The following is a 21,734-nucleotide window of genomic DNA, read 5'->3' on the forward strand; positions in this document are numbered from 1 at the left end:
GATCATGTTTGGACGGCTGAAGGACTGGCGGCGTGTGGCAACCCGCTATGACAGATGCCCGACTGTCTTCCTGTCCGCCATCGCACTCGCTGCTACAGTGCTCTTCTGGTTATGAGTCCTGAGCCTAGTGGTTGGTGGGTAAATGGTATCACCGGAGTAAACAATGTTTAAGCCCTTTTAACTGAAAGCGTTTGATATTTTAAGAAGCAGCCCTCTCGGTTTTTTTGGTGTGACGGCGGCAGTCGGGTCCCGAGGAGCTAATGGTGCGGTTGCCGCTTGAAGCGGCGCACAGGGTGGCTAGAGATGGAAGTCACCACATGATTCCGGCTGGTAGATCACTTTCTCGATTTGAATACGTCGCGTGCGATCCCTGACCTTCCAGTCGATTTCATCCCCCTCCTGATAGCCGAGGATTGCCGCGCCTACATCAGAGAGTACCGACAACTTACCGGCGCGTTCATCGGCATCCTGTGGGTAGACCAGAGCGACTTCCTTATGTTCGTCGTCCAGTTTCAGCACGACCCGCGAATTCATGGTTACGACATCGCGTGCTACCTGCTGCGGATCAACGACAATCGCTCTCTCAATTTCGTGTTCAAGCTCGACAACGGCCTCTCCCTGTTCGATCATGAGCAGTTCCTGAAGCCGGGCCTTGTCGATCTCTGTAAGGTAAATATCTTCCGAACTCGCCATCAGGCCATCACGCAGGCGCTGAAGATATCGGCCAGAGGTCATGGACAGGGAAAGGAGCGTCGGCGTCTGGGTTCCCAAAAGAAAACCACAGTGCTGAAACCCCTTTAGCGAGCGTCTATTGTCCGGATGAATTCTGGCGATGACGCGCTCTGCCCGCATATCGAGAAACGCAAGCTTCAGCCCTTCGCGAATCGTGCTAGCGCCCAATCTGCGTCCCCAGTTTGCATGATCTCCGATAATCAGAACGATTTCGCACTCGGCACCTGTCTTAATCAGACGCACGAAACCCACGGGAACATCGTTTCTATCGTAGGTCATAAAGAAGCGGCCCCCCTGATTGAACAGGTGCGTCAGGATGGGCATCTGAACCCGGTCCACGGCCTGCGCAATGAACCGGGATACGTTGCGTGAATCGCTCATGTAGCGGGTGATACGTTCATCTTCCAGCCAGTCCATAAGGATCAATGCGTGTGTCCGGGTAATCTCCGGACGCAACGAAACAAAAGGCATGTTCATCATCGCTACCTTGGTCGCAAGAATGAAAGCCTGTCAGGGCAGGGGCCGTGAGGGTTCTTTCGTAAAAATAACCTCTTAGCAAAGATATATCCGCGAAAGCCAGCGCATAAGCGTTCCTTGTGTGTGCTTAATCAAGGCTCTAACGGGCGATAAGGTAATCAATGGCCGCAGCACTCCTGAGGGATAAGATGACCCCGTAGGTGCCGGCATTGATGAAGCCTGCGGTTTCGGTGGTTATCTCGGCCCAGTTTCCGCCAGCGTCCGGTGTCAGAGTCAGGGGCATTTCGGCGACGGTGATGCCGCTGATGTCAGTGACCTTAAGCTGGGCCTGAACGGGCTGAGTGACATGATAGCGGATCAGATAGGCCTGTTTGGCCGCAAGACCGGTCGTGACTTCCCATGTTAGATACCCGTCGCTATCCATCTCGGCATAGGCCTGACCGGCATAGCCCTTAATCAGTGTGGCGACGCGCCCACCCTCAAGTGTGGCCAGTTCGCCTTCGTGGAGGTTACGGTTACGCTCAAAGGTGAAGACCCCCGGTGCAAAGGGCGACGGGAGGGCGCGGCGCGCCAGTACCGGCAGGTTGGCAGGGACGGTGATGGTTTCGCCTTTGGTGGCGCGGCGTTTGGCAAAGATCAATGCCGTAGCCGTGCCATAGCTGACGCTTTGGGCCTTGAAATCCGTCACGTTCCAACCGGCGGGGGCCTTATCTTCGGGGCGCAGAACCAGATAGAGATCGGCCTCGGTGCGCAGACTGAAGGTCGTCTTACCCTGCGAGGTGGCGCTTAGGGGGCGGATATAATCGCTGTCGAGCAGCAGGTGCGGCAGACGGGCAAAACGGGCCTTAGCGTCCGCATAGACCGCCTGACCATTATCGAGGAAGGTCGTGGCATTGTCTGCACCTGCAATCAGGTCGGTGCCGTCGGGACGGGTTTCGTGGCCCTGACCGGCATGGCGGATGGCGATAGCGGCGATAACCGCCTGACCGGCCTTGACCTCAGGGAAGTGGAGGCTCAATTTGCCATTGACGGCCCTTGCGCGGACGACTTTTTTGACGGCGCGGTTGATACCGGCTTCGGCAAACAGATCGAGGTCGTCGAGCACCACCTGATCATTGACAGCAACATCAAAAATCCGCCAGCCGGTCGCATCAATGCTGGCGTGACCATACCATGGCTCGGCAAAATAAAGCTCGATTTCATACTCACCTTCCGGCACGGCGAAGCGGTATTGCAGCCGGTCGCGTCCGAAGCGGTAGGTCTGGAACAGGCCTTGTTCAGTTGTGCCGTGGATCACATCATAAGAAACGCGGCGGCTGCCGAGCATGGGGTCAAGATCGGGATAGTCTTCGGCCCAGCTCTGCCAGCCCCAGTGACGTCCCTCAGCCCACTGGCGATCCCCCAGCCACAATTGCCCGTCCGCATCACGATAGTCAGCGCCACCGGTATTGACACGGTAAAGGTAGGATTGACCGGTTTCGGCACGGGTAATTGGCGCCGCATCCTGAATCCGCGTGGCGAAATCCGGCGCTTCGGGCAAATGATTGAGGGTGATCAGGTCGCGGGCCTGAACTCTGTTGTCGTTCAGGCAGACCGCTGACAGCACATTATAGCGCACATCAACATCATCCCATTGGAACGGGCGACCATCGGCAGGCCGTTCACGACGCCCCAGTGACAGCTTGCCGCCGACATCGTTGAACAGTTCCACGGCGTCACAGTTGGAATAGACCTGAAGGCCTGATTTGACACCGGCTTCAGTCCAGCGATCAGGCCATGTGTGCGACACAATATGCACCATCGGCGTTTTGATCGTCTTGGCGCGGTACATGTAATAGGCGTCGGTCGGCTCACCCCACAGGGTCAGAAGCCCTTTGTTATTGGACGGGCCGATATGTTCCAGCGGGCGGATGCCGTCGAAAATCTGGGTGCCGTCAATACGCATCGGGCGTCCTGGATTTTCATGGGTCGTCAGAAGCCATTGGAAATCACCAACGGCCTGACCTTCGACCGAAAGCGCCAGACGGGTTTTCTTCTCAAGCAGCGCCGCCATGGCGGATTCAGAGAACACACCATTGGCGTAAGGGGCTTCTTCGTGCCAGCCCAATGACCGCCAGGCGCCATATTCCCCCACAAGGCCTTGCGTTTTCAGCTCCTCGGCATAGAGGTCGGCATTGCCGCCATATGTGCCTGACCAGTTTTGAGGCACATTCCAGTCGGTGCCTTCGCCGCCGTTACACGACACAATAAGGCGCTCGACCGAGGCCATCGGATCGTGTTCGCGGATAATGGCCACGGCTTCGCGGCTATAGTCGGCAGGCAGTTTGCTTTCATTCTGAAGGCCCCACAGGAACAGGGCCGGATTGTTGCGACGTTCCTTGACCCAATCGATCATCAGGGATTTGAAATTGGTGCGGAAGTTCGGATTATCGAACCACACATGGGCCGAGAACTGCGTCCACCACATCAGGCCGTCACGGGCAAAGTGTTCCTGATAGCGCAGATTGTGCGGGTAATGTGCGTCACGGAAGGCGTTAAAGCCACCGGCCTTTACCTGTCCGACACGGGCGGCTACCTGCTCAGGCGTAAAGGCCTGAGAGCCGCCAAGGTGGTGTTCGTATTCGGCGGTACCGTGGATGTAGAAGGGCTTTTCGTTGATGAATAACTGCTTCTGACCAAAGGCATTATCGCGGATTTCGACCGTGCGGATACCATAGGGCGTGTCGGTTTCATCGACGACCTTGCCGTTTTCAATCAGACGCGTGCGCAGGGTATAGAGATAGGGCGTCTCCGGTGACCACAGGTGCGGACGGGTGATTTCGGACAGAGCCTGTTCAAACTGTGCCTTTTCTCCGGCCTTGAGGGTACGGGTTGTTGTTGACTGTCCGGCCACGCGGCCCTGCGCATCAACCATTTCGTTGACCAGTGTAAACTGACGCGGGCGCGCAGACAGATTTTCCAACTCATTGCGCACGGTCAGGCGGGCGCGTTCGGTATTGATATTGGCCTTGCCGCCCCACGCATAGACACCAAAGGGCTGTACCTTGAGGCTGTTGGCTTTGATGATATGGACAGGCCGGAAAATGCCGAGCGGCTGTGAGCCTTCGGCAAAACCGTTGCGCGGCTGATCATCACCGGGCACCCACGGTAAATCTTCGATGCCGTCAGGGTTTTCGGCCCGCACCGCCAGCAGGTTGTCTCCGTCCTTCACCGCATCGGTGACATCCAGCGTAAAGCTCACCAGACCGCCGCCATGCTTGCCGACCAGCTTGCCGTTCAGCCAGATGGTGGCATAGGCATTGACCCCTTCAAACATCAAAAACAGGCGCTCATCGACGCTGCGTTTCGGGAAGGTCAGGGTCTTACGATACCAGGCCACGCCATGCATCGTGCCGCGCACCACCTGACGGTTATAGCTGTAGCCCTGCCAGTTGTGAGGCACCTGAACCGTTTTCCAGTCTGCGTCGCGGAAGCCAACGGTTTCAAATGGGCCATCGGCGGTGGGGGTGCGGTTTTGCTCATCACTGACAAACAAGGTCGAGCGCCAGCCGCCGCTGATGGTTTCCTGATGACGGGGGGCGGCTACGGCCATAAGGGGCGCACAGGCCAGCAGGCAAACAACGGCACGGCAGAATTTGGCGAACATGAGTGTGTCCTTATTTCAGTTGCTGGTCGGCAAAACGAATGAAATTTGCCCAGTCATAGGGTGTGATGGCGTGCGGACCGGTGCGCAGATGATAGGCTATGCGGCCCTGCACCGGTGTATCGGGCTCAGGAAAATTCTTAAGTTTCAGGTCTTTGACGCCCAGCAGGCGATAGACCGGTTGCGCGGCCTTTGCGGCGAGAAATTCGCCGCGCGGATCGGCCCACCAGTCTTCGGTAGCGCTCGTGATATAGACCGGACGCGGGGCGATGAGGGCGATCAGTTCGTGCTGATCGACCGGCAATTCATTGACGCGTCCGACATAGGCTTTGAAGCGTGGCGCAAACCAGTAGGCAGGCAGATGGGTTAGGGTTTCACCGAAGTTGCGACGAAACAGCGACGCGCCGCCTTCGCCGGAATTGTTGCTGATAACCATACAAAACCGCTCATCGGCGGCACCGGCCCAGAGCGCGGCCTTGCCATAGCGGGAATGGCCGACAAGGATAATACGGCGGGCATCAACTGTGGGCAGAGTCGTGAGATGGTCATAGACGCGGCTCAGACCCCACGCCCATGTCGCCAGTGCCCCCCAGCGGGCGGGGTTGTCTTCGCGGGTCTGGAAGAAGGGCTGAATACTTTCGTCGAACTTGTCCTTGCCGTCAGGATAGATATCCCCTGCGGTAAAGGTGGCCAGACCGTAGCCCGCGGCAATCAGGTCTTCAAGCGGCCAGCTTGCCGCCTCAGCACCGCGTGAGGCCTCGGTAGCGCGGTTATCGACAATACCGGTGCCGCGATTAAGCCAGGCTTCGGAAACCTGTATGGCCGGATCGGCATGGACGGCCTGATTGCCCATGAAATTCAGCCCGACAAAAACCGGTGCGTGCGGCACATGGGCAGGCAAATAGATCAGCAGATCAAGTTTGGGGCCTTTTGGCTGATCCGAAAAGTGTAGCCTGACCTGCTGGCGCGTGGCCTTACCGTTTAATGCCGGTGTCGGGGCCTCAACAGGTTCGGCGCGCATATAGGCTGGCGCGGTGGAGGCATTACCGTAGATATGGTCACGAAACAGCCTAAGCAATTCGGGGCGGCGTTTGTTGTGCCATGTGGCGGCATCCGACACCGGTTGCCCGTTTGCCATGCGCAGGGGATCCGGCAGGGTGTACGCCCCGACAAGGGCCTCGTCGCGATTGGCGTCAGAAGGTTGCGCACGCGCGATCAGTGGCGTCACAAGGCAGGCAGAAAGCGCCGCGAGTACGGTGCGGCGGCCGGTCAGGGGGTGGGTTCGCATAGGCATGTCCTCACCGAACAGAAGGTTCAGGCCACGGCTGTGACCTGAACCCAAGTTTACCAGAAGACCACGGGGATAGCTTGGAGATGCTTCTGGGCATGTGAGAAATCAGAACTTGAGATGCACCCCAAGATGCATGCTGCGATCATTCTGGTTGGACAGGGCGGGCAACAGCTTGTTCACGAAGTAACGGTCTTCGGAAGAATAGAGGATGTTGACCGCATCGAATTTGACCGACACCTGTTCGTTGACCTGATAGGTGGCGGCGAAATCGAGGGATTCATAAGGGGCGCGCCACAGGGTGCGACCGGCGGAATCGCCTGATGTGGACTGAACGCTGCGTGAGCGCCAGTTATAGGAGGCGTGCAGCGACCACGGCCCCTTTTCATAGATACCGGTCAGGTTATAGGAATCACGCGACAGGCCTTCGGCAGGGACAAGAACGTCGCGGCCAATGACCGACAGTTCGCTATCTACATAGGTATAGTTGCCCTGTACTCCCAGACCATCAAACGGCGCGGGCAGGAAGTCAAAGAACTGCTGGTAGGCCAGAGACGCGCCCTTGATTTCACCGCTGCCGGAATTGCGCGGGCGGGTAATCAGATAAGGCGTGCCATTGATGATTTCCTCATCCGCGAAGCTCTGGACGAAGCCCTCGACATCCTTTTTGAATACCGTCAGGGCGACGAAATTCGAGCCACCGAAATAATATTCAAGCGCCGCATCATACTGATTGGCCTCGGCAGGCTTGAGGTCAGGATTGCCGCCTGAACCGGTCGGGCTTGAGGGGCTGAGGATCAGGGCCGGAGACAGGTTGCCATAGTCGGGACGGGTGATGGCCTTGGACGCGGCCAGACGCAGGAACAGGTCTTCGGTGAACTTGGCCCTCAGGTTGAATGTCGGCAAGGTATTGTCGTATTCGCCACCGCCGCGCACCTCGGTAATAACGCCATTCAGTGTCGGATAAACGGTCTGGTCGCCTTCGGTCTTCACATGACGCACACCAATATTACCATCGACCGGTATGTTGCCGATCATGGTGTCGAAATGACCTTGCAGATAAACCGCAGAGACCTTTTCATTATAGGTATAGTGGCTGCCCTGATTGAAGGCCGGATTGCCCAGCGGTATGCCGGTGGCTTCGCGCATGGCCACCATGTCACGCAGGATGTCACGGCGGATACTGACCCACTGATTGGTTGAAACATCCTGATCGACAAACAGGCGGCCAGGCGTCAGGGCCGTGAGGTTGGCGACCGTGTCGGTCAGGCCGCTGTTGCCGGTATTGTAGCCGACCGAATAGGAATCATAGACCGTATCATGATCAACATAACGCAGACCGGCCGAAACCGCTTTCAGTGGCCCCCAGTCAAGTTCATAACGCCCGTCAAGACGCAATGATTTTTCACGTCCGTCCGACAAGGTGGCGAAGTCGGAAACGGAATGATACCGCCAGCTTGCGGGGTCATTCAGATCAATGCCTGACACAGTAAAATCAATGGCAGGGCCAGACATGTCAAAGCGGACACCGGGCAGGGTCGATTGCAGGGTAATACTGCGCATATAGAAGGGGCCACGGCTCTTGGCCCAGGCCACTTCACCGCTCAGGGTGAGGGGGCCGGTCAGCCACTTGAAACCACCGGCAACATTATAGTTATGATAGGGATTGTCTGTGGCGCCGGCCACCGAGCGGGCATGCACATTGGTCAGGCCATAGGTGTCGGCAATATTGGTACCGTCTTTTAACGTCACATTGCGGTCACTGGTGCCATCGCGGATCGAAAGCTGCTGGGTTTCCGAATGACCACCAGAATAGGAATAGATGGAATCCAGATGGAAGGTCAGGCCTTCACGCGGACGCCACTGACCGGCGATATAGACGGCCTCACGGTTACGCGTGCCGTATTCGTACTGACCGCGTACCTGCCCCGGCACCAGAACCGCATCGTCAGCGTCACCGGGGAAATTCCCGTCCGCATCGCGGTCAAAAATACTGTTGGAACTGGAATAGTTATTGATTGAGGTCGAATAGCCACCGGACTCAAAGCGCTCTTTCTGCACCCCGACCAGCAGGCCTATTTCCCCAACTGACGTATCCCAGCGGTTGGTGATGAAGCCCGAAAGGCGTGGGCGGATGCTGTCCTGAACATCGCTTATGTTGGCAGTAAAATTGGCCGCGCCCTGAAATCCACCGCTATAGTCAAACGGACGGGCCGAGTGAATATCAATCAGCCCCCCAAGGCCGCCCTCGATCTGGTCGGCGGTGGCGGTTTTGTAGACATCAATACCGGTCAGAATATCCGACGAAAAATCAAGCAGGGTGGCGTTGCGGTTGGCCACAGTAAACAACTGACGGCCATTGACCGTGGTGGTGACCTGCTTCAGGCCATGCACCACATAGGCATTACCTTCGCCGCGTGTGTTACGGGCGATCTGTACGCCGGGAATACGTTGCAGCAATTCCGCAATATTGGTGTCGGGCATCTTGCCGACATCTTCTGCGACGATGGAATCAACAACCTGATCGGCATTACGTTTCAGGGTGGTGGCATTTTGCAGGCTTTTGCGCATACCTGTGACGACAATGGTCTCCATGTCGTCGGCAGGGGGGCTGGTTTGGGCCATGGCCGGGCTGCTGGCAATAAGCAGGGCAAGAATGGCGCAGGACGCCTTAAGGCGATTTTGGGTGTGCATTTTGTTCTCTCCCGTGCGGGCCTCGTGGCCTCTGTTATCGACGCCATCTGGGTCGAGCCCGCATTCGTACTTGCAGGCATATAGTTATCTGATATCTTGGTCAATAGATAAGATGTAAGATTTAATACATATTACAAATGCAGGATTCCGGGAGTCACGAAATGAAACTAACGCGGCGGTCCATGATAGCCACGGCGGCCATAGCCGCCAGCGCAGGCAGCGGGGGCGGAATTGCCAGAGCCACGTCGTCAAGTGAGCCTGATCCGGCCTTGCGCCTGTGGTATGATAAACCCGCAGGTGTCTGGACGGAAGCCTTGCCGGTTGGCAACGGGCGTTTAGGGGCGATGGTGTTTGGCACCGTTAAGCGGGAACGTCTTCAGCTTAATGAGGACACCCTGTGGTCGGGTGGGCCCTATCATAATGTTAACCCCAAAGCGCAGGCGGCCTTGCCGGAAATCCGCAACCTGATCTTTTCAGGCCGCTTTGCCGAAGCCGAGGCGCTGGCGGATCAGACGGTGCAGGCGGTACCTATGCGCCAGATGTCCTATCAGTGCGTCGGTGATCTGTGGCTCGATTTCAAAGGCGTAAACGAAACCGCTTTTAGCGATTATCTGCGCGAGCTTGATCTCAACAGCGCTGTATGCCGCACGCAATTTGTGTCAGAAGGCGTGCGCTATATACGTGAGGTCATCGCCTCCTATCCGGACAATATCATCGCCATCCATTTACGAGCCGAGGGCGGGCCTTTGTCGCTTGATGTCGGTTTCACCAGCGGCCTGGGGTCAGAGGTGCAGGCCGATGGCGATCAACTGGTGCTCAGTGGTGTCAACAATACCGATCATGGCAACAGGGGGCGTCTGGGTTTTAAGGCGCGGGCCCACATCAGCCATGACGGTGGTAATCTGACGGCGCACGGGCCGGTGATGCAGATACGTGATGCGACCTCAGTCGTTATAAAACTGGCTATGGCCACAAGTTTCAAATCGCCTGCGGATGTATCCGGCGACCCTGAGACGTTGACGCGACAGCATATTTCAAATGTCCGGCAAAAATCCTTTGCTGCGCTGAAAACAGCACATGTGGCCGACTATCAGGCCCTGTTCGGGCGGGTCAGGCTTGAACTCCCCAAAGGGCGCGGCGCGGATCGTCACACTGCAACACGGGTGAAAAATTCACTCGGCCTGAATGACCCGTCTCTGGCGGCGCTCTATTTTCAGTTCGGGCGATATCTGATGATCGCCTCGTCGCGCGGCACCTCTCAGCCCGCCAATCTTCAGGGTATATGGAACGATCTCAATCGCCCGCCCTGGGGCAGCAAATATACCCTCAATATCAATGCTCAGATGAATTACTGGCCGGCTGATCCGGCGGGCTTGAGCGAATGTCTTGAGCCTCTGGTGCGTATGGTTGAGGAACTGTCGGTGACCGGCGCGGTGACCGCACGTGATCTTTATGGCGCGCGTGGCTGGGTGGCACATCATAATACCGATCTCTGGCGCGCTTCTGGGCCGGTGGATTATATGCGCACAGGGCTATGGCCCTGTGGCGGGGCGTGGCTATGTAACCAGCTATGGGATCATTATGATTATAACCGTGATGCGGCCTATCTGCGGCGCATCTATCCGCTGTTGAAAAACGCCGCCCTGTTCTTTGTCGATACCCTGCAAAAAGACCCGGACACAGGGTTTATGGTGACCAATCCGTCCAATTCACCCGAAAACGATCATGGGCGCGGCTCGACCCTGTGCGCGGGGCCTGCGATGGATAACCAGATACTGCGTGACCTGTTTGCCCATGTGATTGCGGCGTCTGAAACATTGAAAACCGATGCGACCTTTCGCCGGACGATAAGTGATTTACGCGCCAAATTGCCGCCGGATAAAATCGGTCGCAGCGGCCAGCTTCAGGAATGGCAGGCAGACTGGGACGATACAGCAGCCGATATTCATCACCGGCATGTGTCGCATCTCTATGGCCTGTTCCCCAGTCAGCAGATTAATATCACACAGACACCGGCTCTGGCGGAAGCGGCCAAAGTATCGCTTAACACCCGTGGTGACGAAGCGACCGGCTGGGGGGTCGGCTGGCGGCTTAATCTGTGGGCGCATCTGGGGGACGGGGAACGGGCGCACAGTATATTGCGCAATCTCCTCAGCCCCGAACTCACCTATCCCAACCTGTTTGATTCACACCCGCCGTTTCAGATTGATGGCAATTTCGGTGGGGTGCGCGGGATCATCGAAATGCTGGTACAAAGCCGGGGCGACGACATTATTTTGCTGCCCGCCCTGCCGCAGGCCTGGCCCAGCGGTCGTATAAGCGGGGTTGGCCTGCGCAGGGATACCAAACTGGATATGGTCTGGCTTGACGGACAGGTTACGCACCTACGCCTGATCAGCGGCACCGGCGGTCCTCGAGCTTTGCAGATCAATGGAATGCGCCGCCGGATAATCCTGCAACCGTCTGTCAGCTTTGATCTGGGGCATGACCAGCTTCGTTGAATTTAATCGGCTGGATTGATGTTGGACCGGCTGTTTGCTGTTGGTGTCGTGACCGGAATAAAGCCCTTGCGAGAAATGGCGCGCCGGACAGAATGAAACTGAGAACTGCTATGTCATTGCCGCGCCATTATAATATTTTGAAAGGCGTCAGACGTTCAACGGTCTACGACACCGGGAACAGGGCCTCCAGCCGCCGGCTAACCCATTCGAAGAGTTGCTTAGGGGTATCAAACTGCGGGGCTGGCGTTGTGGGGTCCAGTACAGCTTTGAGGATGTATCCAGCGTTCTCAAGCCCCACACTCCGATCCCCCATCTGAAATAAGGTCGCGGCTTCGCGGAAGCGCAAAATGGCAGCGGGATGGTCGCTACCGATTCCGACCACTTTTTCTTGCAAAAACAGCCAGGTGAGGGCTGCGACAACCATTAGAACACGAAACTCGCGGTGGAGCCCATTCCCGGCTTCGTCCAAAATCCAGCGAGTAGCAAAATCATCTGCCCGGTATTCCTGACGCACAAGTAGGTGTACCGGAATCAGTTTCTGGTCCCCATGGTGGACGTGGGCAATTTCGTGCAGCAGGATCCAGCTCAGGGCACCGAAGAAGACGTTATTGACACGGCCTCCTGCAGTATCAAATGAGGGATTTATCTCTGGCGGAGGCAATTCGATCGGCCAATCTCTATCGGCACGGAAGAGCACCGTCGCATAAGCGAGATAATCGGAAATTCTTCGAGCAGCCAATTTAGCGCCGATATCAATCTCGGTCTGGCCAGGTTGTTTGGCAGCGCGTTGGTCGCGGGACGCAATGTCAGCGATATGAAACGCCGCGTGAGCGACACACCAAAGGCTCGCCAGTCCCGCGTAGGACAGATAAATGGCTTTATCTTGAGGTATGGCGTAGAAGTTCGCCTCGCTTTCACTTGGCAGCAATGCCCACTTTTCCGCCCCGAACACCTCCTCAGCAAGCTCCCGCCCACGCTCAGGAGCGATGTGCACCGGTGCTCGCGCGGCATACCGAAAGAATGGATCGAATAGCTGTTTAGTTGTCGGCAATTCAATCCCCTACAGATTCATAGCGTCTCGCCATGACTTTTTCTTTTGTTGTTGTATGGCTTTAGACGACAACGAGTAAATACGGGCGAACGATCTGCCGCCAGTCTATTCCACAACCTCGAACGGCCAATCAAAATGAGAATACAGAAAGGGCTTGCCGCCCTCCCTGTTCGTCTCCTTGGCGTATATCCGAAACCGGGTTCCCACCGGATATAGCTTCCGCATCGACCGGGAGCACTCGACATCCATTGTCGCCGGAAACGGCTGTCCGGCAACTGACCGCACATGGACGCGAGAGCTTTTCCCCGACTTCACGGCCGAGTAGGTCTCTACGACGACCTGCTGATATTGCGACCAAGGTTTATTCATCAAGCAATCCCCTCACGCCATCGACCGTTCCAGCTTCGTCTTTCGCCTCTCCCAATCTGGCAAAATCCGCGCGAGGAGAGAGAAGAAAGCAGGGCCGTGGTTGGGTTCTTCTAAATGACAAAGTTCATGAGAAATGACATAGTCAATCGCATCAACGGGTGCCTGGATAAGCCTACGGTTAAGAAGCAATCTGCCCGCTGGCGACATTGATCCCCAACGCTGCGCAAGAAATTTGATCGTTAATCCCGATGGATTAAAGGCCTCTGGATTAGGGAACCGCCGGAGATTGATCTCCAGCCGCTCGCGAAATTTGATATGTGCGCGGGCCTTGTACCAGTCTTCAACAAGCCCTTTTGTTACGTCTGATCGCTCGGGATAATGCGTCTGAACCAAAATATGGCCGCGTGAGAGCTTCACGGCCTCCTGCACATGACGAACAATCTTTAAACGGTATTGCCTGCCCAGATAAAGATGGGTCTCGCCAGCGACAAAGGTTCGTTCCTGCGTCCGTGGAAGAAACTGCGCAAAATATCTTTGCTGACGCCTTATCCAGGCAGCACGTTTCCGAACTTTCTCAGCGATCTCCTCAACCGCAGCGTCTCTAGGTGCTGCGACAACCACGCTCATGTCCGGTTCGACGGCGATCTCCAACGTCTTCCGATCGCGGCGCGAAATTACAAAGCTGATGGTCTCAGATCCATACGCAATCTCATAAGTACCCGCCGTCATGCCGGATACCTCGCGCGGGCGACATCCATGATCCTGTGCTCCAGATCATCAATGTCTTCCAGAGAGAGCTCGATCCCCTTCTCATCGCGCAGCACGTCGAAGAAATAATCGTCGATGGCGTTATGCATCTTATTCTGGGCAACATCGTTCGACCACACACCAACGATGTGGTGAGACTTGACAATGTCGATCAGCTTAAGGGCGATCTCGGCGGCTGCGATCTCGGCATTGTCTCCGCCCATGGAGCGCGACAGGACGGGCTGAATAAGTCCAAAGAATGCCTGGGCATCGTCGTTGCCCCTGATGGCAGACGGCATTGCCTGATTGTGTTCCCTGCGGGCGACCTTGCTTGCCAGATCAATAATGTTGGTTAGATAGTCCCTCTCGGACATTCGCTTTTCACGATAGTCCCGGATCGTTTCTTCGAGCATTTCGGAAAACCGCCGATAAAGGGCTGGGTCTTCCTCCATTTTCTCCGTAATTTTTCTGCGTGTAGCACTGGCGATGCGATCTGCCTTGGACGCTTCGGAGACACCCGCCTCGTCAACGACAGCGCGCAGCGCCTCAGGATCGTTGATGTTGACGACTTCAATAATCGTCTCTGCTGGAAGCGCAACCACATGATCGTCTAGAAGCTTCTGAATTTTCGGCTCGAATTCCTTAACATCTACCGTTTCCTGATAACGGAGCTGCACTGACCGCTTCAATTCGGAGAACTGTTTCCAGTCCCGCTTCATGGCATCGATTTTTTCTTCATCGAAGACGTCAAGGAACTTCTCCGAGGACAAGGAGATATGAAGACATCTCGAAAAAGCGCGCAATCGTTCATAGAATTCCTGGCGCTTGCTCTCGTCCGCCAAAAACTGCTCAAACTGCTCCATATCGCGCTTGTTGCGGATGGTCTTGAAGATATCCCAAAGCTGATTGTGCAGCTGCGGCAACTTTCTGATTTCCTCGCGGACGTCGTGAACCGTACCGGCGATATCATCCGCCTCGAAACCCTCGAAGGCACTGTAGGTTGTCAGCGCCTTGTCCAATTCGCCAAGCAAGCCCTCGTAGTCAATAATGAAGCCAAACTGCTTTTCTTGACCGTCGTCTTCATACAGGCGATTTACCCGCGCGATGGCTTGCAAAAGGTTGTGCTCGCGCAGTGACTTGCAGAGGTACAACACTGTATTTCGCGGCGCATCGAACCCGGTCAGAAGCTTCGAAACAACAATCAGGATTTCTGGTTCCCCCGATCCCTTGAAATTTTCAGTGATTTGCCGGTTATATTCATCCTCAGAATTGTTGAATCGAGCCATCATTTGGGCCCAGAACTTGCGGACCAGATCCTTTGATTCCTTATCGACCTCCTCGTTGCCTTCGTTGTCGTCAGGCGCAGATATGATGATCTCACTCGAAACGTGACCGATCTCGTCCAAAATTTCCTTAAAGCGGATGGCAGATGCTTTCGATGGGGCGACAAGCTGGGCCTTAAATCCCGTGCCTTGCCAGAATTGCCTATAGTGCTCGGAGATATCGTAAGCCTTCGCGCGAATGGCCTGACCGGTATTGGACAGAGCGTCCATCCGTGAGAACTTCCGTTTCAGGTCGGCCTTTTGGCGATCGGTTAGGCCTTCGCTGATCTTCTCGAACCAGCGATCGATTACAGCTCCCGTAAGCTGCTGCTCAACCAGCCTTCCCTCGTATAGCAGCGGAACGACAGCGCCATCGGCTACAGCTTCGTCGATGGCATATTTGTGGATCAGACCACCGAAAGTCGCGAGGGTATTCTTATCCTTCTTGAGCAGGGGCGTTCCCGTGAACCCCAGATAGCAAGCCTTCGGAAGAAGGCGTCGCATCTTCATGGCGAAGGTACCGTGCCCACCATATCGTCCGGTCTGAGTGCGGTGGCTCTCATCCACCAAGACAAATAAGTTGGCATCGGAATCTGCGGCGTTGTCGCCACGCGAAGCCGTGTCGAACTTGTTAATGATTGTCGTCACCAAGGGTGCGTTGTTGACGACGAGTTGCCGGAGATGTGCCCCACTACTGGCTCTCACCGGCTCCATATCGCAGGACTTGAACGTCCCCTTGATCTGCTTATCCAGATCGTCGCGGTCTGTCACAATGATGATACGCGGATTGACGATTCCCGGGTCAAGAGCTAGCGCCCGTCCCAGCATGACCATCGTCAGAGACTTCCCCGAGCCTTGCGTGTGCCAGATAACGCCGCCCTTGCGCACGCCGTTGAGGTCGACCTGTTTGACCCGATCAACGGCAAGCCGGATGCCAAAAAACTGCTGGTGACGGGCGATTTTACGAATGCCGCCGTCGAAAACGGTAAAGCGCCGAACAATGTCGAGAAGCCTTTCAGGGCGACACAGGGCGTAGATTGTTCGGTCCTGCGCCGACAACGCGCGCGGCCCTTCGAGCTCTAGCGCATCGAAAAAGGAACGCGCTCCCGCAAAATCGCCTGAGAAGATGCTTGCTTTCTCCTCAGCGGTCAGAGAGCGATTTGCCAACGGCAGAATTTGCTCGTCACGATCATCCTCATCCCGCCAGGTCTGCCAAAATTTCTGCGGCGTACCGATGGTCGCGTACCGCGCCTCTTGCCTGTTCATGGTCATGAGAAGCTGGGTGAAGTGAAACAGGTGAGGGATATTGTCTTCGTTCTGGTAGCCGATGAGCTGGCTTCCCGCCTTCTTGAGGCTTTCGGTCGGCCGCTTGTTCTCGATGACTACAAAGGGAATACCATTAACATAGCAAACAATGTCACAGCGCTTGGTGAGTGTACTAGCCGTACGTTCAAATGCCACTTCGGCCGTCACGTGATAGACGTTATTTTCCGGCTTTTGCCAGTCGATGTATCGGAACGAATAGCTCTTTGAATCGCCATCGATTGTCTTCGTAATCGTGGTGCCGAGGATAAGAGTGTCGTAGATATCCTGGTTAGTTCCTCGCAAACCCTTCAGCCGATCCGGGGTCGGCTTCAGTCGCCGCAAGGCCTCGTGGGCATCCTCTAGGTTGAATGGGTAGTCCCGGCCACGATATGTCAGGCGGTTGATCTTCAACAACTGCTCAATCAGGACATCGTCCAAGGTGACATTGCGCTGGCGACCACCCCTCAACCGGTCAGCGTCCACCTGTGACAGGGGCTTGAAGCCCAAAGCGACCAAAAGCTGGAGCGCGGGAATCTGGGACTGAAATTTCTCAGCGGCATCGAAGCTCATTCGTCGGCCTCTTCTTCATCTGCGGCATCGGACACTGGCTTCTCGATAAGCTCGATCGCAACAGGGATACCAAATTGCTGGATACGCAGGGCGGCCGTCTGGAAGCTGACCTTACTGAAAAAGGGCAGGCCAAGACTGCCGTCGGCGTACGGCTTCCTCATAATTCCAAAGACGACCTTATAGTCGTCGCGCACTAGCTTCTCGGTGGTCTTGGGTAGATGCGCCTCGAAGCCGCGCCCGAAGCTGCGAACCTTGGCCCTCAGCTTTTTCCTGAATTCAGCATCGCTGACGAGCGCTTCCGCGCTGACAACGCCTTGCGACCAGAGATGGCTGATAGGGCCCGACGAATGCCCATCCTTCAGGTGGATGAATTCTTTGTCTCCGGAGAAGAAGTCGCAGGGCTCCAAATTTGCATAACGGACGCCAGCAGGATTGATCTTCTCCTGGTCAAGCTTCAGCAAGTCAGCGCGATTTGCTTCTACATCGGCAATCAGTTCCTGCTCGTTCCTGCACGCCGTCGCACCGATAATCGTTACCTTTTCCGTGGCGTCAAAAAAGTCTTCGATCTGCTTCTTGAATTGTTTCTCAACGCAGTACCAGTCACCGGCGAATAAGACGTAGTGCTTCTGCGCCGCCCCAGCCCCGCGCGAGGTCTCGAAGACGAAGCAGTCGTAGACGCGCCATTTTTCAGAGAACTCGTCCTCATCATCTCCCTTCGCCTTGATACGATGCTTGTCTTTGACATCGGCCATCTCGCCATCAAATTCGCATCGCTCAAGCTCGGCGACATAATCATCGATAGAAAGGCTATGGAACGTCGTTCCATGACTGCCGAACCCGTTGTAGTGAAGCTGGCTGCCTTCCGTGTAATTGACAATTTCCGGCGGCGCCATGTGGAGGTCAGAAGCCTTGCCGTCCCGAAGATCGGTGATGGCCTGGAACAGCTTGGCATCAAGCTCAGCAATGATGTCCTTCTCACGGACAACCTGCATATTATCGACCCAGGAGAATTCCTTCCGGTAATCCACCTTGCCGTAGGCCGCGACGATTTCAGCGCATTTCGCCTGGATGTTGTCAGGCTCGACCTCACAGGTGATGGACAGCGCATCCTTGCCCGCAACGAACCGTGCAAAGGCGGTATTCGTCGGCGTCCCCCCCGCCACCCGGGCGAGGTCGCGCAGCATATCGACACCAAATTCCAGAAGATCGCTGTCTTTGCTGGCCTGGACCCTCTTCTGGAAGGTGACCGCGTCAGGCGTTGCCAGATCAAGGGTGCGCAGCTTCCCACGCGGCACCGTATTCAGCGTGACCTTCAAGCCAAACTGGCGCTCGAAGGCATCATCGTTCAGAGCGATGTGGATATGCCCGAAGCATACCGCCGCCATTCGGTCTTTGACCGGCATGAACAAGACAGCCCCGGCACCGCTGGTAAGCATATCGGTCGGCAGGTCGGCACTACCCTCTTCAAGAAAGTCCGTCCAGCCAGGTGGATTGGCATAGACCTGCCCGATGTACAGAGAAGCCCCCTCAACACCCTCCCAAGGCCGCTGCGCCAGCGCGCGCTCCTCACCGGGCGCGAAGCTCGGTGAGAATGCGGTCGCAGGAGCACGCCCTTTGCGCAGCAGTCGAACATTGAGGGTGCGTGTCTTCGCCTTAGGCAACGGCCACCTCCCGCTGAACGCGCCATTCGCCCGTCAGCAGCTTCTGCATTAGTCCGCGTTTCTGCTTTTGTAGTGCGTTGATCTCCGCCTCGATCAAATCTACTTCGGCGCGAGAAGCATCAATCACCTCTGCGATCGCAACCTGTTCTTCGTGATCCATGGGAAGAAGCAAACTGCCTTCCAAAAAGCGTGTATTAGTGATTGCAATAGTGTTCTTTGCACCTTTTTGTACTAACGGATGCAGATAGTTACGAACGGCAACGGGCGACTCAAACATCGCATCAAGGATGCAGCCCATGGCGCGCGTCACCGGAGAAAACACGCCATAAAGAGGCGAGACGATTACTTCGTCACATATCTTGCTCTGCTTGATAATTCCCAGCGGGAAATCGCCAGTCGGACTCTTGGTATAAACAATGTCGCCCGGCAGAACGCGGTTATAATGGCTGGTTTCAGCTGCAGCGAATGATCTTCCTAGATGCTCAATCTGATTGACCAAACCTTTGTGAACAGAAACTGAGAATACCTCTTCGTTTCCAGTGCTGACAAAGCCATGCTCAGTCAGAACATCACCGAGGCGAACCGTTCTCCACTCCCCATTAAAGCCCGGAAGACGCACTTTTCCATTAAACAGATGCGTTCTTAGCCATGTACGGCGACGCAAATTGGATTCACGCAGTGCCTCCAATTTCTCTATCGCCAAATCCCAGGCTCGCAAAATCTCGGCAATCTTTTTCTGCTCTTCAAGCGGTGGTAGAGCGAACGCAAATTCGGAAAGCGCTTCTTGGCTTAAGTTACTGATACTTGATCCACCTCCGAATCGGTGAAGATGCGCCTTAAACAAGGGTGAGCGCACGAGTTTCGAGAGATAGCTGTGGTCGACGTTTGGCGCAGAAATTCGTGCCCGTATGGTGAAACCCGAAAAAGCGAGCGGTTCCGATACCTTTGAAATCAATACGCACCGGCCTATCAATGCTTTGTTACCGTTCGATCTCACAAACAGAAGATCATTCTCGGCCAACATATCGCTTTCGCTAACTTCACCGTTAATGACGATCGTCGTTGTTTCCGAGAAATCAGAGAGTGCTTCCTTATTTCGGAAATCACCTACTCCAATTACTTTTACAGATGCGCCCCTCGACGCTTGTGTAAAGTTCAGACCATTTCTGAACTCAACAAGATCGGACAATGTTGTCCTGTGCCAGCCATCACGCATTGACGCCAAGCTCCTTAAGGTAGCTAGCCATCTTAGCCCGCACCTCTATCAGTTCAGCTTCAATGCGCGAAATATCCTTTTGCAGCGCTGTAACATCGACCTCCTCTTCTGCTTCGAAGCTGTCGACATAGCGTGGAATGTTCAAGTTGAAGCCGTTCTCGGCCAGTTCTTCCAGGCCCGCACGGTGAGAGTATTTCTCAATCTCAGCCCGCGTGCGGTAGGTCTCCAGCACCTTCGCAGTATGAGCCTCATCCATCACGTTCTGCGTCTTACTCGGCGAAAACTCCTTGCTCGCATCGATAAATAGGACATCCTTACGGGCCTCGTTCGCGCCACCTTCCTCACGCGAACGATCAAACACCAGAATGGCCACCGGAATACCGGTCGTAGTGAACAGGTTTGCCGGAAGCCCAACAACGGCATCAAGCAAGTTCTCCTCAATCAACGCCTTGCGAATCGCACCCTCAGCCCCGCCGCGGAAGAGCACGCCGTGCGGCACGATCACTGCCACACGCCCGCTTTGCCGCTTGGCAATTTCAATCATGTGGGTAATGAAGCCGTAATCGCCCTTGGACTTCGGCGGTATCCCGCGCCAGAAGCGATTGTACTGGTCGTTCGGCGCATCCTCCGCACCCCACTTATCGAGGCTGAACGGAGGATTGGCCACCACCACATCAAAGCGCATCAGGTGATCGCCTTCGATGAGGGCTGGGCTGTTCAAGGTATCGCACCACTCAATGCGCGCGGCGTCCTTTGCGTGAAGGAACATATTCATGCGGGCTAGCGCCCAGGTCGCGCCGTTCACCTCCTGGCCAAACAGCGCAAAATTGTCAGAGCCAACTTCTTCCGCCGCACGGATCAGCAGCGAGCCCGAGCCGCAGGCCGGATCGCAGATGGTGTCACCGGCCTTGGGCCCGGCCAGCTTGGCCAGAAGCCTTGAAACGGCGGCAGGTGTATAGAATTCCCCGGCCTTCTTGCCCGCGTCCGACGCAAAGCGCGAGATCAGGTAGATGTAGCATTCGCCGATGATGTCTTCAGTGACACGCGATGGCCGCAAGTCGAGTTCCGGCTTCGCGAAATCCTCCAGCATATTTTTGAGGCGCCGGTTGCGATCTTTCACACGGCCAAGGTTGGACTCGGAATTGAAGTCGATATTCCGGAACACGCCCTCAAGCTTGGCGCGGTTCGAATCTTCGATTTTTTCAAGGGCGATGTTGATGAGCTCGCCGATATTGGCTTCGTTGCGCTTGGCATAAAGGTCATAGAAGCTGGCGCCCTCCGGCAGGATGAAGCGCTCGCGCTCAAGACGGCGACGAATGCGCGTCTCGTCCCCACCGAACTGCTTCTGGTATTCCCGTATATGTTCATTCCAGAGGTCAGAGATGTATTTCAGGAACAGCATCACGAGGATGTAGTCTTTGTATTGCCCGGCATCGACAACGCCCCGGAAGGTGTCGCAGGCCGCCCATGCGGTCTGGTTCACCTGTTGCTGTGTAATCTGATCAGTCATTGTTTCCCTCCGGTTTGTTGTTCGGCGTACCGCCGCGTTGTTTATGAGACTTTTTGCTGGGTGATCCGTCCCGGTCACTCCGGGCCAGGTTTCTCAGCGTGGAAGCGAGAATCCGTTGCCGCATCTCCATCAGACACAGCGTGAGCCTGCGCTCTTCGGCGGCGAGAGCATCGACCTCGACAATCCGTCGCTGCGTGGCAAGGTCGGGCACATCGACAGGCAGGTTTTCGAGATCGATGCGCGAGATCATGCGCAGCTTGGTGCCCTGCGCAGCTCTATCGAAGTAGCCTTGCGCCCCTTCCGAATTGATGAACCAGGCGAGGTAGCGCGGATCGACAAGTGACCCATCCGGCCGGATGATGACGAGAGGGAGAACCGCGACCGAAGCGGTTTCCAGCCCTTCGACAGTGACCGCCGTATTTCGTTCACCACGCGAACGGAACACAATGTCCCCGGCGTTCACGAGATAGCGCGATGCCACGTTGCCAAGGTCGCATTTAATCATCTGCGACGAATTCAATGTGCCGTCCGGCTGAAGATCGCGCAGCTGCAGGACCGGCACACCTGAAAAGCTGGGCTCCAGGCGCTCTCGGGCCGTGAACCCCATCTGTATGTCTGAAATCTGGCGCAGCGATGTTTGCATCTGTA

General features: G+C 55.9%; 12 protein-coding genes and 1 pseudogene. 2 read left to right on the top strand and 11 right to left on the bottom strand.

The genetic code is table 11. The annotated features are described in order from the left end of the window. Positions 1 to 115: pseudogene (locus tag E5201_RS14635) on the top strand (IS5/IS1182 family transposase); the annotation flags it as partial. Positions 116 to 297: 182 nt separating this feature from the next. Here the strand turns inward: E5201_RS14635 and E5201_RS14640 are convergent. The 4 genes from E5201_RS14640 to E5201_RS14655 all read right to left on the bottom strand — a co-directional run bounded on the left by E5201_RS14640 (position 298) and on the right by E5201_RS14655 (position 8,834). Beyond that, positions 298 to 1,212, bottom strand: a complete 915-nt coding sequence (locus E5201_RS14640) for a bifunctional GNAT family N-acetyltransferase/nucleoside diphosphate kinase regulator (RefSeq protein WP_219993656.1) — start codon at positions 1,210 to 1,212, stop codon at positions 298 to 300. 136 nt (positions 1,213 to 1,348) lie between these two features. Continuing rightward, positions 1,349 to 4,855 (bottom strand): malectin domain-containing carbohydrate-binding protein, encoded by a 3,507-nt coding sequence (locus E5201_RS14645; RefSeq protein WP_140987193.1) that lies wholly within the window; start codon positions 4,853 to 4,855, stop codon positions 1,349 to 1,351. 10 nt (positions 4,856 to 4,865) lie between these two features. Further along, on the bottom strand, positions 4,866 to 6,140 hold the full coding sequence (locus tag E5201_RS14650) for a glucuronyl esterase domain-containing protein (RefSeq protein ID WP_140987194.1): 1,275 nt from the start codon (positions 6,138 to 6,140) through the stop codon (positions 4,866 to 4,868). 108 nt (positions 6,141 to 6,248) lie between these two features. Next, positions 6,249 to 8,834 (bottom strand): TonB-dependent receptor, encoded by a 2,586-nt coding sequence (locus tag E5201_RS14655; protein WP_140987195.1) that lies wholly within the window; start codon positions 8,832 to 8,834, stop codon positions 6,249 to 6,251. Between the two features lie 161 nt (positions 8,835 to 8,995). Between E5201_RS14655 and E5201_RS14660 the strand changes: the two genes are divergently transcribed. Then, positions 8,996 to 11,335 carry a glycoside hydrolase family 95 protein gene (locus E5201_RS14660; RefSeq protein WP_140987196.1) on the top strand — a complete coding sequence of 780 codons (2,340 nt, stop codon included), beginning with the start codon at positions 8,996 to 8,998 and terminating at the stop codon, positions 11,333 to 11,335. Between the two features lie 163 nt (positions 11,336 to 11,498). Here E5201_RS14660 and E5201_RS14665 read toward each other — a convergent pair whose 3' ends face one another. The 7 genes from E5201_RS14665 to E5201_RS14700 all read right to left on the bottom strand — a co-directional run bounded on the left by E5201_RS14665 (position 11,499) and on the right by E5201_RS14700 (position 21,729). Further along, on the bottom strand, positions 11,499 to 12,386 hold the full coding sequence (locus E5201_RS14665; RefSeq protein ID WP_181404671.1) for a phage exclusion protein Lit family protein: 888 nt from the start codon (positions 12,384 to 12,386) through the stop codon (positions 11,499 to 11,501). Positions 12,387 to 12,767: 381 nt separating this feature from the next. Then, complete coding sequence (locus E5201_RS14675) at positions 12,768 to 13,484, bottom strand: M48 family metallopeptidase (protein ID WP_140987199.1); 717 nt, start codon at positions 13,482 to 13,484, stop codon at positions 12,768 to 12,770. Next, a complete protein-coding gene (locus tag E5201_RS14680; RefSeq protein WP_140987200.1) occupies positions 13,481 to 16,699 on the bottom strand; it encodes a type I restriction endonuclease subunit R in 3,219 nt (1,072 codons plus the stop codon). Before E5201_RS14680 ends, E5201_RS14675 begins: the two co-directional genes overlap by 4 nt. Further along, complete coding sequence (locus E5201_RS14685; RefSeq protein WP_140987201.1) at positions 16,696 to 18,360, bottom strand: DUF6119 family protein; 1,665 nt, start codon at positions 18,358 to 18,360, stop codon at positions 16,696 to 16,698. The genes E5201_RS14680 and E5201_RS14685 overlap by 4 nt, the downstream gene beginning before the upstream one ends. After that, on the bottom strand, positions 18,353 to 19,576 hold the full coding sequence (locus E5201_RS14690; protein ID WP_140987202.1) for a restriction endonuclease subunit S: 1,224 nt from the start codon (positions 19,574 to 19,576) through the stop codon (positions 18,353 to 18,355). The genes E5201_RS14685 and E5201_RS14690 overlap by 8 nt, the downstream gene beginning before the upstream one ends. Further along, entirely contained in the window at positions 19,569 to 21,086 is a 1,518-nt protein-coding gene (locus tag E5201_RS14695) for a type I restriction-modification system subunit M (protein ID WP_140987203.1), read from the bottom strand. Before E5201_RS14695 ends, E5201_RS14690 begins: the two co-directional genes overlap by 8 nt. Beyond that, complete coding sequence (locus tag E5201_RS14700; protein ID WP_140987204.1) at positions 21,079 to 21,729, bottom strand: restriction endonuclease subunit S domain-containing protein; 651 nt, start codon at positions 21,727 to 21,729, stop codon at positions 21,079 to 21,081. Before E5201_RS14700 ends, E5201_RS14695 begins: the two co-directional genes overlap by 8 nt. Positions 21,730 to 21,734 lie beyond the last annotated feature (5 nt).

This window comes from Asticcacaulis tiandongensis (assembly GCF_006475605.1).
Lineage (GTDB): Bacteria > Pseudomonadota > Alphaproteobacteria > Caulobacterales > Caulobacteraceae > Asticcacaulis > Asticcacaulis tiandongensis.

Bases quoted from the DNA above. Each gene is read 5' to 3' on its own strand.
- E5201_RS14640 (WP_219993656.1), bottom strand. From the start codon at position 1,212: ATGATGAACATGCCTTTTGTTTCGTTGCGTCCGGAGATTACCCGGACA.
- E5201_RS14645 (WP_140987193.1), bottom strand. From the start codon at position 4,855: ATGTTCGCCAAATTCTGCCGTGCCGTTGTTTGCCTGCTGGCCTGTGCG.
- E5201_RS14650 (WP_140987194.1), bottom strand. From the start codon at position 6,140: ATGCGAACCCACCCCCTGACCGGCCGCCGCACCGTACTCGCGGCGCTT.
- E5201_RS14655 (WP_140987195.1), bottom strand. From the start codon at position 8,834: ATGCACACCCAAAATCGCCTTAAGGCGTCCTGCGCCATTCTTGCCCTG.
- E5201_RS14660 (WP_140987196.1), top strand. From the start codon at position 8,996: ATGAAACTAACGCGGCGGTCCATGATAGCCACGGCGGCCATAGCCGCC.
- E5201_RS14675 (WP_140987199.1), bottom strand. From the start codon at position 13,484: ATGACGGCGGGTACTTATGAGATTGCGTATGGATCTGAGACCATCAGC.
- E5201_RS14680 (WP_140987200.1), bottom strand. From the start codon at position 16,699: ATGAGCTTCGATGCCGCTGAGAAATTTCAGTCCCAGATTCCCGCGCTC.
- E5201_RS14690 (WP_140987202.1), bottom strand. From the start codon at position 19,576: ATGCGTGATGGCTGGCACAGGACAACATTGTCCGATCTTGTTGAGTTC.
- E5201_RS14695 (WP_140987203.1), bottom strand. From the start codon at position 21,086: ATGACTGATCAGATTACACAGCAACAGGTGAACCAGACCGCATGGGCG.
- E5201_RS14700 (WP_140987204.1), bottom strand. From the start codon at position 21,729: ATGCAAACATCGCTGCGCCAGATTTCAGACATACAGATGGGGTTCACG.